Source organism: Streptomyces sp. NBC_01707 (genome assembly GCF_041438805.1).
Lineage (GTDB): Bacteria > Actinomycetota > Actinomycetes > Streptomycetales > Streptomycetaceae > Streptomyces.
In genome coordinates, this window is sequence record NZ_CP109190.1 from 3856120 (window position 1) to 3869907 (window position 13788).

General features: G+C 71.2%; 15 protein-coding genes. 8 read left to right on the top strand and 7 right to left on the bottom strand.

Going from position 1 to position 13788, the window contains the following annotated elements; all coding sequences use genetic code 11:
• Positions 1 to 149: 149 nt before the first annotated feature.
• The gene (locus OG963_RS17245) at positions 150 to 1145 is read right to left on the bottom strand and encodes an NAD-dependent epimerase/dehydratase family protein (protein WP_319329347.1); all 996 of its coding nucleotides are present in this window, start codon (positions 1143 to 1145) and stop codon (positions 150 to 152) included.
• A gap of 216 nt (positions 1146 to 1361) precedes the next feature.
• Between OG963_RS17245 and OG963_RS17250 the strand changes: the two genes are divergently transcribed.
• Positions 1362 to 1817 carry a group II truncated hemoglobin gene (locus OG963_RS17250; RefSeq protein ID WP_256223416.1) on the top strand — a complete coding sequence of 152 codons (456 nt, stop codon included), beginning with the start codon at positions 1362 to 1364 and terminating at the stop codon, positions 1815 to 1817.
• A gap of 115 nt (positions 1818 to 1932) precedes the next feature.
• Here OG963_RS17250 and OG963_RS17255 read toward each other — a convergent pair whose 3' ends face one another.
• From OG963_RS17255 to OG963_RS17270, 4 genes are all read right to left on the bottom strand, one after another.
• A complete protein-coding gene (locus OG963_RS17255) occupies positions 1933 to 2604 on the bottom strand; it encodes a DUF6304 family protein (RefSeq protein ID WP_093772626.1) in 672 nt (223 codons plus the stop codon).
• An 82-nt stretch (positions 2605 to 2686) separates the two neighbouring features.
• Positions 2687 to 3283 (bottom strand): GNAT family N-acetyltransferase, encoded by a 597-nt coding sequence (locus OG963_RS17260; RefSeq protein WP_093772628.1) that lies wholly within the window; start codon positions 3281 to 3283, stop codon positions 2687 to 2689.
• A 157-nt stretch (positions 3284 to 3440) separates the two neighbouring features.
• Positions 3441 to 4487: a family 2 encapsulin nanocompartment cargo protein polyprenyl transferase gene (locus OG963_RS17265; RefSeq protein WP_093773365.1), complete on the bottom strand. Its 1047-nt coding sequence runs from the start codon at positions 4485 to 4487 to the stop codon at positions 3441 to 3443.
• Between the two features lie 273 nt (positions 4488 to 4760).
• The gene (locus tag OG963_RS17270; protein WP_093772630.1) at positions 4761 to 6167 is read right to left on the bottom strand and encodes a family 2B encapsulin nanocompartment shell protein; all 1407 of its coding nucleotides are present in this window, start codon (positions 6165 to 6167) and stop codon (positions 4761 to 4763) included.
• Between the two features lie 178 nt (positions 6168 to 6345).
• On the opposite strand from OG963_RS17270, the gene OG963_RS17275 reads away from it, so the two are divergent.
• From OG963_RS17275 to OG963_RS17290, 4 genes are all read left to right on the top strand, one after another.
• Positions 6346 to 6795 carry an Rrf2 family transcriptional regulator gene (locus tag OG963_RS17275; RefSeq protein ID WP_093772632.1) on the top strand — a complete coding sequence of 150 codons (450 nt, stop codon included), beginning with the start codon at positions 6346 to 6348 and terminating at the stop codon, positions 6793 to 6795.
• 81 nt (positions 6796 to 6876) lie between these two features.
• Entirely contained in the window at positions 6877 to 8073 is a 1197-nt protein-coding gene (locus OG963_RS17280; RefSeq protein WP_093772634.1) for a globin domain-containing protein, read from the top strand.
• A gap of 140 nt (positions 8074 to 8213) precedes the next feature.
• Complete coding sequence (locus OG963_RS17285; RefSeq protein ID WP_176902137.1) at positions 8214 to 8804, top strand: N-acetylmuramoyl-L-alanine amidase; 591 nt, start codon at positions 8214 to 8216, stop codon at positions 8802 to 8804.
• Between the two features lie 67 nt (positions 8805 to 8871).
• The gene (locus tag OG963_RS17290; RefSeq protein ID WP_093772636.1) at positions 8872 to 9789 is read left to right on the top strand and encodes a 1-aminocyclopropane-1-carboxylate deaminase/D-cysteine desulfhydrase; all 918 of its coding nucleotides are present in this window, start codon (positions 8872 to 8874) and stop codon (positions 9787 to 9789) included.
• Here the strand turns inward: OG963_RS17290 and OG963_RS17295 are convergent.
• On the bottom strand, positions 9756 to 11366 hold the full coding sequence (locus OG963_RS17295) for a Na+/H+ antiporter (protein ID WP_093772638.1): 1611 nt from the start codon (positions 11364 to 11366) through the stop codon (positions 9756 to 9758). The genes OG963_RS17290 and OG963_RS17295 overlap by 34 nt on opposite strands.
• Positions 11367 to 11401: 35 nt before the next feature.
• Here OG963_RS17295 and OG963_RS17300 point away from each other — a divergent pair, with 35 nt between their 5' ends.
• From OG963_RS17300 to OG963_RS17310, 3 genes are all read left to right on the top strand, one after another.
• Positions 11402 to 11662 (top strand): UBP-type zinc finger domain-containing protein, encoded by a 261-nt coding sequence (locus tag OG963_RS17300; protein WP_371799218.1) that lies wholly within the window; start codon positions 11402 to 11404, stop codon positions 11660 to 11662.
• Between the two features lie 232 nt (positions 11663 to 11894).
• Entirely contained in the window at positions 11895 to 12308 is a 414-nt protein-coding gene (locus OG963_RS17305; protein WP_030915678.1) for an anti-sigma regulatory factor, read from the top strand.
• Complete coding sequence (locus tag OG963_RS17310; RefSeq protein ID WP_371126322.1) at positions 12305 to 13255, top strand: RNA polymerase sigma factor SigF; 951 nt, start codon at positions 12305 to 12307, stop codon at positions 13253 to 13255. The genes OG963_RS17305 and OG963_RS17310 overlap by 4 nt, the downstream gene beginning before the upstream one ends.
• Before the next feature lie 13 nt (positions 13256 to 13268).
• On the opposite strand, the gene OG963_RS17315 is transcribed toward OG963_RS17310, so the two are convergent.
• Complete coding sequence (locus tag OG963_RS17315; protein ID WP_371800302.1) at positions 13269 to 13646, bottom strand: hypothetical protein; 378 nt, start codon at positions 13644 to 13646, stop codon at positions 13269 to 13271.
• Positions 13647 to 13788: the final 142 nt, after the last annotated feature.

The following is a 13788-nucleotide window of genomic DNA, read 5'->3' on the forward strand; positions in this document are numbered from 1 at the left end:
TGCGCGGGCGGTTCCTTCGGGCCATCGGCGTGGCCGCCGATCCGGCCGTCGCCGGAGCCGTGGCCCCGCCGACGAAGTGACGCACCGGATGGCCCGGACGGGCCCCGGCGCGTGCACCGCCCCGCCACATCCGGCGGCCCTTGCCCCTGTCACATCAGCAGTTTCGCCTCGGTCTCGGGGTCCAGCCCCACCACGGGGCGGTCCGGCCGCTGCGGTGCCGCGCCGCCCAGTTCGCGCAGCCAGTTCCAGGTGTCGGCGACCGTCTCCGCCACCGGCCGGCAGTGCAGCCCGGCCGCGAACGCCTTGCCGACATCGCCGCGGTGCAAGGTGTCGTGCAGCTCGCCCGGCGGCAGCCAGACCGGCAGGTCGGTCCATGGCTCCACGCCCGCCGCGAGGATCTTCTCGGCGGCCGTCCAGCGCAGCACGGCGTCGGAACCGGTGACGCGTACACAGGCGTCCAGCAGCTCGCCCATGGTGGCGTGCCCCGGGCGGCTGACCAGGTTGTACGGTCCGTACAGGGCACGCTCCGCCGCGTCCAGCAGCCAGGTCGCGAGGTCGCGGGCGTCGATGTACTGGAGCGGGGTGTCCGGGGTGCCCGGGGCCATCACGGGTCCACCGCGGGCGATCCGCCGCAACCACCACGGCAGCCTGCCGATGTTCTCCCACGGGCCGAGGATCAGTCCGGCGCGGGCCAGCAGGGCGCGGTCGCCGAAGGCGTCGAGCACGGCCAGTTCGCCACCGCGTTTGGCCAACGGGTACGAGACCTCCGCCCCGGCGTCCGGCGAGGCGCCGGTCACCAGCGGTCCGTCCTCGGTCAGTCCGGCCGGGGCCGGGTACGCGTACACCGAACGGCTGGAGACGTACACGTACCGCCCCGCCCGGTCCGCGAGCAGCCGGGCCGCGTCCCGCACCGCCGAGGGCGCGCCGCTCCAGGTGTCGACGACCAGGTCCCAGCCGCCCTCCCCCGCGGCGGCGAGCTCCGCGAGCCCGTTGTCGGTGGTGCGGTCACCGAACAGCTCGGTGGTGCCCTGCGGGGGTGAGTGATGGCCGCGGTGGAACACCGTGACCTGCCAGTCCCGCGCGAGCGCCGCCTCGGTGACAGCGCGCCCGACGAATTCCGTACCGCCCAGGATCAAAAGCCTCATGGGCCGACTCTGCCCACGGGCAGGGCGGTTGGGAACAGTTCCTCGCTCTGGGCGGAATCGGCCGCGCCGGTGTCCTCGCTACGGCACGGCGGGACGGCTGAATCTGTGCCCCCGCTTGATCCGCCGGCAGCGAACGGTCCCGGCGGGCCGCTCCCCCTGATGGATGCTGGGCCCAGCGGCCCGGGGCGGACCGGGTCCAGCCATGGAGGTAGGCGCGTGAGCGAGCGTCCGGGAACGCTGTACAAGGCCATCGGCGGTGTCGCCGTACTGCGCCGGCTGAGCGACACCTTCTACGACAAGGTGCTGGCGGATCCGCTGCTCGCCCCCGTTTTCGTGGACTTCACTCCGGCCCATGTCGAACATGTCGCCGTGTGGCTGGCCGAGATCTTCGACGGGCCCGCCGACTTCACCGGGCGACTCGGCGGCCATCAGTCCCTGTTGCGCTCCCATCTCGGGTTGTCGATCACCGAGCCGCAGCGGCTGCGCTGGATGGAACTGATGACCGCCGCAGTCGACGAGGAGCTGCCGGACGACGAGCTGCTGCGCCGCCGGGTGCTGGAGTACTTCGACTGGGGCACCAGGATCGCGCGCGACGTCTCGGCGTCCCCGGCCGGTGCGGACCTCGGCGATCCGGGGCCGACGCCGCGCTGGGGCTGGGAGGGCCTGCGCTGACGGCCCGCGCGTGCACGACCGGTACGCGCCGAAGCCCGGCGCGGATGACCGCTACGCGCGGCCGGGTCGGTGCGGACCGGGTACAGACAGCTCGTCCTGGGTGTCTTCGGGGCTCTCAGGCGAGTTCGAGCGGGAACGCACCCCGGTGACCGGTGCCCGCACCCTCCGCCGGGCGGGCCTCGAACTCGCGGCAGCTCCAGATCTCCTGGACGAACCCGGTCCGCCGGTCCCACAGATCGAGCACATCGTCCTCGCCCGCCGCCCCGCGGTACGCGTCCTTCGCACCCCGGAAACAGGCAAGGCCGCCGGAGAGTCCACGGTCGGTCGTCGCCGGGAAGTAGTCCGAGAACGCGCAGGCGATGCACGACTGCAGGCGGACTCCGGGCGGGAGGGAGCGCTGGATCATGGCGAGCGCGGTGGCGAAGTCGCACTCGGCCCGGCGCGACCCGTAGACCGCGCCGCCGAAGTGCAGCTCCAGATGCAGATCGGCCTCCGGACGGCGCAGCGACAACAGGCAGCTGAGCGTGGCCTGGTGAACCGCGCCGTCCGCGACGACCGGAAGCGGCAGGTCCCACTCCAGCACGCAATCGGTGAGTGCGCCGTCCGCCAGGGCGAACATTCCGCTCTCCGGCGGCATGCCGGCCACCGGAGCGAGGTCGTCGAAGCTTTCGCCCTCGAAGTCGACGCCCCTGACCCGGATGCGGAGTTGCTGTCCATCGGTGGTGAGGATGAAGGCCTCGGAACCTTGCCGGTCCCGGTACCACCCTGCCCATGACTCATCTGTCATGGGCACGGACTGTAGCCCGTGCCCATCGCCGTCGCCCGGCCGCCCTCCACTTCGCCGCCGCGGGCGCCGCGGGCCCGTGACCTCAGCCGACCTGCGGCTCCCGCCACATGGGCCACATCGACGGACCGTCCGGGAGTTCGACGGTCGCGCCCATGAAGGCGAAGCCCAGCCGTTCGTAGAGCCGGCGGCTGCGCGCGCTGCTCGCCTCCAGGTAGGCGGGGACGCCGTCGCGGTCGCAGCGCTCCAGCACATCGGCGATCAGGGCCGCACCGATCCCCTCCCCCTGACGGTCCGGGGACACCCCGATCATGAGCAGATACTCATGGGCCCGGTCGTGCGGGTGGATCGCGCCCGTGAGTCGCCCCACCAGCTCCGCCCGCTCGTTGTCGGGGTCCGCGGTCGCCCGCATCAGGGCGGGCGTGGTGTCCTCCTCCGTGGGTGCGCCCGCCGGCACGGGCAGCCACAGGGCCACGGCCGTGCCGTCCTCCAGCAGGTCGATACGGCCTTCGGCGAGCGTGACGTCGACGAAGACGCCGAGGAACTTTCCGTGCACGGCCCGGCGGTGCGCCTCGTCCGGGAAGACCCAGCCGCTGACCGGGTCGTGGTGGAACGCTTCGTCCAGGAGCCGCACCACCTGTTCGCGGTCTTCCGTCTCCGCCTGCCGTATCCGTACACCCATGTCCGGCTCCCGCTCTCTCGTACCACCTCAACCGACGCACAGGATCTTAGAGTTGATGCCGTACGGATCCGGCGGGAGCCGGTCGTTCCGCTGTCCTCCTCTCCTGTCCCGGCGCGACCGGCGGGTGACACCTGCTTACTTCTTCTCCTTCCCTCCCTCAGTGGGTCCGGCGGGTGACGAACTCCGCCAGGGCGAGCAGATCGCCCGCCGCCCCCAGGTCGGGCACCGCCCGGGACAGATGGTGGATCGCGCGGGCCATCCGGTCCGCCGCGCTGACCTGCGCCCAGTCCCGGCCGCCTGCCCGGTCGACCGCGTCGGCGGCTCGGTCCACCTCGCCGGGTGTGCGCATGGAACCCCGGTAGAGCGCCGCGAGTTCGACCGCCGCAGGGGTGTGGGAGGTCAGCGCGGCGACCACCGGCAGGGACTTCTTGTGGGCGGCCAGGTCCGCCCCGACCGGCTTCCCGGTCTGCACCGGGTCCCCCCAGATGCCGATCAGATCGTCGATGAGCTGGAAGGCGAGGCCCGCCTCCCGGCCGAAGCCGTCCATCGCGCCGACCGCCCGCTCGTCCACACCGGCGTACAGCGCACCGAGCGCGCAGGCGCAGCCGAGGAGGGCGCCGGTCTTGGCGGTGGCCATGGCGAGACACTCGTCGAGCGAGACCTCGTCGGGGTCGCGCTCCTCGAAGGAGCAGTCGGCCTGCTGTCCCGCGCACAGCTCGATGACACAGTTCGCGAGCCGGGCCGAGGCACGTGCGGACGCCGGGCGGATGTCCTCGGCGAGCAGCCGATGGGCCAGGGCGAGCATGGCGTCGCCCGCGATGACGGCGGCCGGGACACCGAACACCGTCCAGGCCGTGGGACGGTGCCTTCGGGTCCGGTCCTCGTCGATGACGTCGTCGTGCAGGAGGCTGAAGTTGTGGACCAGCTCCACGGCAACGGCTGCCCGCACCGCCTGCTCCGCTTCGCCGCCCACCGCCCGGGTCGCGGCGAGGACGAGCCCGGGCCTGATCGCCTTGCCGGCCTGCCCACCGGTCGGAGTCCCGTCGGCGTGTTCCCAGCCGAAGTGGTACATCGCGACACGCCGGATGGATCCGGGCAGCGACTCGACCGCGGCCCGAAGTTGCGGATCGACGAGGCTCCGGGTGTGCTCCAGGAGCGCCAGGGCCTGGTGGCCCTCGGTGGTGGCGGTGTCCGTACTGATCATGGTCACAGTGGCTCCCTCAGGTCACCCGGGCCGGAGCAGCCCGGCCGGGGCGTGGGTGGTGCGGTGAGTGGGTGGTTTCCACCGGGACGGCGCCACAGGTCACTCGGCCCATGGGTCACCGCCGTCGGAGCGAGACCAGGCCAGTCCGAGCGAACCGGGCCGGGCCGCCGGTCCCGGGGCCGGGGCGAGCCGGCCCGGCGCGCCCCGGATAGACGGCCTCCGGGCCGGGGCGGCGGGTGGGACCCGGACCGGCCGGTCCGGGTCCCGCGGACCTCAGCGCCAGCGGCTGACCTCGACGTTCTCCAGGACCCCGAGGGCGTCCGGCACCAGCACGGCCGCCGAATAGTAGGCCGTCACCAGGTAGGAGATGATCGCCTGCTCGTCGATGCCCATGAAACGGACCGAGAGACTCGGCTCGATCTCGTCGGGGATACCGGTCTGCTGGAGCCCGATGACCCCCTGCTCGGCCTCACCGGTTCGCATGCAGATGATCGAGGTGGTGCGGGCGTCGGTGACCGGGATCTTGTTGGACGGGAAGATCGGCACACCGCGCCAGGCGGGCACATGGTGGCCGCCGATCTCCACGCTCTCGGGCACCAGCCCGCGCCTGCTGCACTCGCGGCCGAACGCGGCGATGGCCCGCGGGTGGGCGAGGAACAGCTTCGACCCGCGGCGTCGCGACAGCAGTTCGTCCATGTCGTCGGGGCTGGGCACCCCGTCGTGCGGCTGAAGGCGCTGTTCGTAGTCGCAGTTGTTGAGCAGCCCGAACTCCCGGTTGTTGATGAGCTCGTGCTCCTGACGCTCGCGGAGCGCCTCGACCGTCAGCCGCAGCTGCTGCTCGGTCTGGTTCATCGGTTGGTTGTAGAGGTCGGCGACCCTGCTGTGGACCTTCAGCACGGTCTGGGCCACGCTCAACTCGTACTCGCGCGGCGCCGATTCGTAGTCGACGAACGTGTGCGGGACGACGGCCTCACCGACATGACCGGCGGAGAGGTCGATCTCCGCCTCGCCGTACTTGTTGGTGCGCTGATGCGGGATGTTGAGCAGCCCGGCGAGATGCGCGCGGAGCGAGTCCGCCCGCTCGGCGAGGTTGAGCACATCCGCCCGCCTCAGCGTGAGCACCGTGCACGCGGTGACGGCGCGGGCCGTGTACTCCCAGACGGCGTCCCCCTCGATCAAGGAGTGGTCGCCGAAGTACGCCCCGTCGGCGTGCACCCCGAGCACCGCCTCGTCGCCGTAGGGGCCGGTGCCGACCTTCTCGACCTTGCCGTGCGCCAGCAGGAAGACCCGGTCCGCGGACTCCCCGGAGGCGGCGATCACCTGCCCCGCGGCGATCTCGCGCTGCTCGCACCGCCGGGCCAGCTCGGCGAGCACCTCCTCGTCGCCGAAGTCCCGCAGGGCGGGCAGTTCACCGAGCTCCGCGGGGATCACCGTGACCCGGTCACCGGTCTGCACGAACGTCACCCGGCCGTCTCCGACCGAGTAGCTCAGCCGGCGGTTCACCCGGTAGGTACCGCCCTGCACCTGCACCCATGGGAGCATGCGCAGCAGCCACCGCGAGGTGATCTCCTGCATCTGTGGAGCGGACTTGGTGGTCGTCGCGAGGTTCCGCGCAGCCGCCGTGCCCAGACTCTGCTGCGGCGATGCCTGCGCGTTCTGAACCTCTTCACCAACGGACATCTGACGTCCTCTCGATCATCGGCTGACCTGCGAGAAGAAGCCTTTCAGCGTGGGGACGCAGCACGCTATTACACAAAAGAGTGTGACTAATCGGTCTTTGGGCTGGGCACGACGCCGAGCAATGTCCACAGGGCTTCTTAATTTGCATCCCTAATGCAAGTTATCTACGCTGACCACCATGCGGCTGACGAGATTCACCGACGTGGCACTGCGGGTACTGATGCGCCTCGCCGTCGTGGAGAACGAGGATCCGCCGACCACCCGGGAGGTGGCGGCGACCATGCAGGTGCCGTACACCCACACCGCGAAGGTGGTCGCCCGGCTGCAGCACCTCGGCCTGGTCGAGGCGCGGCGGGGCCGCGGCGGCGGGCTCACCCTCACCGGCGCCGGCCGGTCCGCCTCGATCGGCGGACTCGTCCGCGAGCTCGAAGGACCCGGCGATGTCGTCGAGTGCGAGGGCAGCACCCCCTGCCCGCTGCGCTCGGCCTGCCGGCTGCGCGGCGCCCTGCGCCGGGCACAGGAGGCCTTCTACGCCTCGCTCGATCCGATCACTGTCGCCGAGCTCGTCGCCTCCCCCACCGGCCCCCTGCTGATCGGCATCAGCAGCAGCCGCCCGGCCGCCGACTGAACCCCCGCACCCCACCTCGCGCTCACTGCCGCCCATAAATACGCATCTCAGATGCCAATTCAATCCTGAGGAGTCAGACCGATGCTCTCCGAGCCGTCGACCGCCACCGTCCGTGCCACCCTCCCCGTCGTCGGCGCGGCCATCGGCGACATCGCCGATCTCTTCTACCGGAAGCTGTTCGACGCCCACCCCGAGCTGCTGCGCGATCTCTTCAACCGCGGCAACCAGGCGTCCGGCGCCCAGCGCCAGGCCCTCGCGGGGGCCATCGCCGCCTTCGCGAGCCAGCTGGTCGAGCACCCGGACACCCGCCCCGACGTGATGCTCGGCCGGATCGCCCACAAGCACGCCTCGCTCGGCGTGACCGCCGCGCAGTACGACGTCGTGCACACCCATCTCTTCGCCGCCATCGCCGAGGTGCTCGGCGATGCGGTCACCCCGGAGGTCGCGGCCGCCTGGGACGAGGTCTACTGGCTGATGGCCAACGCCCTGATCGCCATCGAGGACCGGCTGTACGCGCAGCAGGGCGTGGCCGCCGGTGACGTCTGGCGCGCGTGGGAGGTGACCGCCCGGATCGAGGAGACCGCGGATGTCGCCACCTTCCAACTCCGTCCGGCCGACGGCGCCCCCGCCCCCGCCTTCCGCCCCGGCCAGTACGTCTCCGTTCAGGTGGAACTCGCCGACGGGGCACGCCAGATACGCCAGTACAGCCTCTCCTCGGCCCCGGACTCGCCGGTCCGATCGATCACCGTCAAGCGGGTGCACGGCGGCGGCTCGCCCGACGGCGAGGTCTCGGCGCACCTGCACGCCCACACCCGGGCGGGCGACCGGCTGCGTGTCTCCGCCCCCTACGGCGACCTCGTCCTCGATGGCGTCGACGCGCCGCTGCTGCTGGCCTCCGCGGGTATCGGCTGCACCCCGATGCTGTCGATGCTGGACCACCTCGCGGCCACCGGCCACAGCGCCCCGGTCACCGTCGTGCACGGCGACCGCTCCCCCGCCGATCACGCCCTGCGCACCGACCACGAGCGGCTCACCGGCAAACTCCCGGACGCCGCGGCGCACTTCTGGTACGAGAACCCGGAGCCCGGCCACGCGGCCGACCGCACCGGCCTCGTCGACCTGAGCGGCCTCACGGTCCCGGCCGGCACGCACGCCTATCTCTGCGGTCCACTGCCCTTCATGCGGGCCGTCCGCGCCCAGTTGCTGGCCAAGGGCGTCCCGGCGGCCGACATCCACTACGAGGTGTTCGGCCCCGACCTGTGGTTCGCCCAGGACTGAACCTCAACGGACGCTCGCGGAGTTGACCGGATCTGCTCGCACACCGCACGAACAACGCGCCGGGGGATGGCCCGGAGCACGGCGTTCCGATACAAGCGGTGCACGGACCCACTCCCCCCCACGCCCCGAAGGAGTCGGCCATGTCCACCCCCATGTCCGCGAGCGCCTTCCTCGAATCCCTCAACAACGAAGGACTCACCGTCGTCCAGGTGGGCGACTGGCGTACGCACAACCGGAACCACAAGGGCCCCTGGGGCCCTGTGAACGGCGTGATGATCCACCACACGGTCACCAGTGGCACCGCGGCCACCGTCCGGATCTGCCGCGACGGCTATCCGGAGCTGCCCGGCCCGCTGTGCCACGGCGTGATCGCCAAGGACGGCCGGATCCACCTCGTCGGCTACGGCCGTGCCAACCACGCCGGCCTCGGCGACGACGACGTCCTGCGCGCCGTCGTCGCCGAGAAGCTCCTCCCGCCCGACAACGAGGCCAACACCGACGGGAACACGCACTTCTACGGTTTCGAGTGCGAGAACCTCGGCGACGGCAAGGACCCCTGGCCCGACGTCCAGCTCGTAGCCATCGAGAAGGCCGCCGCCGCGATCTGCCGCCATCACGGCTGGACGTCCCGCTCGGTCATCGGCCACAGGGAGTGGCAGCCCGGGAAGGTCGATCCGCGCGGCTTCACGATGGAGTCCATGCGCGCCCGGATCCACGACCGTCTGAAGTAGCCGCACGCCCGCACCCCCACCACCGGCACGACGGGGGCCGGCCCGCGGATCGGGCGACAATGGGCGCATGCCCTGCGATCCGCTCGACCTCTCCCGGCTGCAGCCGGTGCTCCCGTCACCCCTGCAACCGGTCGAGGACGAGCGCTTCGACCGGCACGGCATACAACTGCTGCTCAAACGCGACGACCTGATCCACCCGGATCTGCCGGGCAACAAATGGCGCAAACTGGCCCTCAACCTGGCGGCCGCCGCCGGGCGCACCGTGCTGACCTTCGGCGGCGCCTACTCCAACCATCTGCGCGCCACCGCCGCGGCCGGCCGACTGCTCGGCTTCCCCACCGTCGGCGTCGTACGCGGCGACGAATTGGCCGGCCGGCCGCTCAACCCGTCGCTGACACGGTGCGCGAGGGACGGCATGCGGCTGCACTTCGTGGACCGCGCGACGTACCGCGCGAAGACCGATCCGACGGCCCTGGAGGGGCTGCTGAGTGCCTACGGGGCGTGTTGCGTCATCCCGGAGGGCGGCAGCAACGCCCTGGCCGCACAGGGCTGCACAGCACTCGGGCGGGAGCTGCACGGCCTGGCCGATGTGGTCGCGGTGGCCTGCGGCACGGGCGGCACCCTCGCCGGTCTCGCCGCCGGCCTCGCACCGGGGCAGCGGGCACTCGGCATCCCGGTGCTGCGCGGCGGGTTTCTGGGAGACGCGGTACGGCAACTGCAGCGGGAGGCCTTCGGCGGGACCAGCGGGGTGTGGTCCCTGGACGAACGTTTCACCTTCGGCGGCTACGCCCGGACGACTCCGGAGCTGCACGCCTTCGCCGACGACTTCGAGGACCGGCACGGGCTGCCCGTCGAACGGCTCTATGTCGCCAAACTGCTGTACGGGCTGACCGTGCTGGCCCGGGAGGGCGCGTTCGCCCCGGGGACGAGGCTCGTGGCGGTCGTCACCGGTCAGCCCTGGGGCGCGTCGGAGTCCTCGCGGTAGGCCGCCGCCTCCTCCAGGTCCAGCCGTCGCAGCAGGGTCCGCATCATCTCGTCGTCGATCCGCCGCTCGTCCCGCAGCCGTACGAAGACCGTCCGCTCGGCGTCGATCATTTCCCTGGCGAGCCGCCGGTACGTGTCGTCGGCCGACTCCCCGGTCACCGGGTTGGCCGCGCCGAGCCGCTCCCACACGGCGTTGCGGCGGCGCTCCAGGACCGTACGCAGCCGGTCGGTGAGCGGTCCGGGCAGACAGTTGCGCGGATCGGTGAGCAACTCCTCCAGGTGCGCATCGGCAGCCGCGGACGCCTCGCTCTGGGCCTGCGCCTCGGCGAGGGTCTCCGCCTGCGCGTCGCGCCCCGGAAGCTTCAGGACCCGCACCAGGAGCGGCAGGGTGAGCCCTTGGACGACCAGGGTGCCGATGACGGTCGTGAAGGTCAGGAAGAGCACCAGGTTGCGGGCCGGGAAGTCCTCGCCGTTGGTCATCGCCACCGGGATGGAGAAGGCGATGGCGAGCGAGACGACGCCGCGCATCCCGGCCCAGCCGACGATCAGGGGTGACGTCCAGTCGGTCTCGGTCTCGCGCTCCCTGATCCGCCTGGACAGCCACCGCGGCAGATATGTGGCCGGGTAGACCCAGATGAAGCGGACCACGACGACGGCGAGGAACACGGCCACCGCGTACCGGAGGGACTCCATGACGGCATAGGTGCCGAGCCCTTTCAGTACGAAGGGCAGCTGCAGTCCGATCAGCGCGAAGACCGCCGACTCCAGGATGAAAGCGACCATCTTCCACACGGCCGCCTCCTGGAGCCGGGTCGCGAAGTCGACCTGCCAGGAGCGGTGCCCCAGATACAGCGCCACGACGACCACGGCGAGGACTCCGGAGGCATGCACGCGTTCCGCCGCCGCGTACGCCACGAAGGGGATCAGCAGCGACAGGGTGTTCTGCAGCAGGGCTTCCTTGAGATGCGTGCGGAGCCAGTGCAGCGGACCCATCAGCACCAGACCGACCCCGACACCGCCGCCTGCCGCGAGGAGGAACTCGCCGATCCCGGCGCCCCAGCTGACGCCTTCGCCGACGGCGGCGGCCAGCACCACCTTGTAGGCGGTGATCGCCGTCGCGTCGTTCACCAGGGACTCACCCTGCAGGATCGTCGTGACCCGACTCGGCAGCCCGACCCGGCGGGCGATGGCGGCCGCCGTGACGGCGTCCGGCGGCGCGACCACGGCGCCCAGCACCAGGGCGGCCGTCAGCGGCAGGTCGGGCACCAGCCAATAGGCCAGCCAGCCGACGGCGAAGGTGGCGAAGAGGACGTAGCCGACGGAGAGCAGGGCGATCGGCCGGGCGTTGGCGCGCAGATCCAGGTACGAGCTGTCGACCGCGGCCGTGTAGAGCAACGGCGGCAGCAGCAGCGGCAGGACGATGTGGGCGTCCAGGGTGTACGCCGGCACGCCCGGCAGATAGGAGGCGAGCAGCCCCACTGCGACCAGCAGCAGCGGGGCCGGCACCGGGGTTCGGCGGGCGGCCCCCGCGATGGCCGCACTGGCCGCGACGAGTGCCACCAGCGGCAATGCGTCCATCTCACCGTCCTCGTATCCGTCGTAACCTGACAATCATGAGTGAGTGCCTGCATGTTCTCGAACTGCCGCGCCCCGAGCCCGCCCCGCTCAGCGCCACATGTCCCGAATGTCTTGCCGCGGGCACCCACCCCGTGCAACTGCGGCTCTGCCTGGTCTGCGGGCATATCGGATGCTGCGACTCGTCGCCTCTGCAGCACGCCACGGATCACTTCAAGACGACCGGCCATCCCGTCATGCGGAGCTACGAGGCGGGCGAGAGCTGGCGTTGGTGCTTCGAGGACGGTTCGATCGTCTGACGTCTGGGTACGTCAAACCGGCGCCTGTTGTTCGTAATTGACCGCCGCAGACCTCTAGCCACTGTGCGTGCTCATGGGTTTACCATGAGTGACAGTCATGGGATGGGGTCCCGGCGACACGGCATCATGGATCGCGATAGCGTCGCCGGACCAAGAACCGAAGACGTACCGCATGGCTCCGGGGCACCCTTCCCGGAACCTCGAAAGAGTTTGTGCCACCTTGGAGGTGAGGGTGTCCCAGATCGCAGGCGAGCCCGGGAATCAGGACTTCGTGGAAGTCCGGCTGCCCGCTGCGGGTGCCTACCTGTCGGTGCTGCGTACGGCCACGGCCGGTCTCGCAGCGCGCTTGGACTTCACGCTCGACGAGATCGAGGATCTTCGCATCGCGGTCGACGAGGCCTGCGCGATCCTGCTCCAGCAGGCCGTGCCCGGCTCCGTCCTCAGCTGCGTCTTCCGACTCGTCGACGATTCTCTCGAGGTGACGGTAGCGGCCCCGACGACGGACGGCCGGGCCCCCGAGCGCGACACATTCGCCTGGACGGTGCTCTCCGCACTGGCCGGCAAGGTCGACTCCACGGTCGCCGACGACCGTACGGTCAGTATCAGCCTGTACAAACAGCGCGGCGCGGGACCCGGGCCGGCGTGAGCAACGGGAACGGGGACGGTCCTGTGCGGGACGAGACGATCCGACCAGGGGTGGTGCGACCAGCAGGCATCCCGGAGCAGCAGGCGGCCCTGCCCCATCCGGAGGACGGGGCGGACGGGCCGGTGGCCCGTACGGTCGCGGTGGAGCAGGCGGAGCGGGCAGGCCAGATGAGCGAGCACGGGCACCACGATCCACATGACCGCAGTGGAGCGCGGGCGCTCTTCATCGAGCTCCGGGAACTCCCCGACGGCTCGCCGGAGAAGGCCGAACTGCGCAACCGGCTGGTGCGGATGCACCTGCCGCTCGTGGAGCACCTGGCCCGCCGGTTCCGTAACCGCGGCGAGCCGCTGGACGATCTGACGCAGGTCGCCACCATCGGCCTGATCAAGTCGGTGGACCGGTTCGACCCGGACCGCGGCGTCGAGTTCTCCACGTACGCGACACCCACCGTCGTGGGCGAGATCAAACGCCACTTCCGTGACAAGGGCTGGGCGGTGCGGGTACCGCGCCGGCTGCAGGAGCTGCGGCTCTCTCTCACCACGGCCACCGCGGAGCTCTCCCAGCAGCACGGCCGGTCGCCCACGGTCCATGAGCTGGCGGAGCGGCTGGGCATCTCCGAGGAAGAGGTCCTGGAGGGCCTGGAATCGGCCAATGCCTACAGCACGCTCTCACTGGACGTCCCGGACACGGACGACGAGTCCCCGGCGGTCGCGGACACGCTGGGCTCCGAGGACGAGGCGCTGGAGGGCGTCGAGTACCGGGAGTCACTGAAGCCCCTGCTGGAGGACCTGCCGCCCCGGGAGAAGCGCATCCTGCTGCTCCGGTTCTTCGGCAACATGACGCAGTCGCAGATCGCACAGGAGGTCGGCATCTCGCAGATGCACGTCTCGCGCCTGCTGGCCCGCACGCTGGCACAGCTGCGCGAACGGCTGCTGGTCGAGGAGTAGCGGGCGTCGCGCGTCACGTCTCCGGCGTCGCGCGCGGACCCCCGATACCCAGCGCTTCCCTCGTCACCGGCCTGAACAGCTGCACCAGCGCGGTCAGCGCCACCGCGGCGAGGACGATGCCCGCCGGGATCAGCGCACCGTGGGAGCGCAGCAGCGTCCACGCCACCGGCAGGGCCATGAGCTGCGTGATCAGTGCCGGGCCCCGGCTCCAGCTGCGCCGCAGCAGCAGTCCTCGCGCGGCGAGGAGCGGGATCAGGGCGAGCACGGTCAGTGTGAGGCCGCCCATCTCCGCCTGCTCCGGGCTGTCCGGCCGACCGAGCAGGCCCATGACGAGCATGTAGACCCCACCGACTGCGAGCGCCGCCCCTTCGAGGGCGTTGAGTCCGGCCACGAGGGCGATCCTGGCCGGCTTCGTCGGCTCGGCCGTGGGCGACGAGGGCGGCGTGTTCTGCTGAGTACTCACCCTTGCAGGTTGGCATCCCGGCGCCGCGAAAGCGAAGCCGGGGTACGGATCGGAGCGCCGCGGTCCAGCC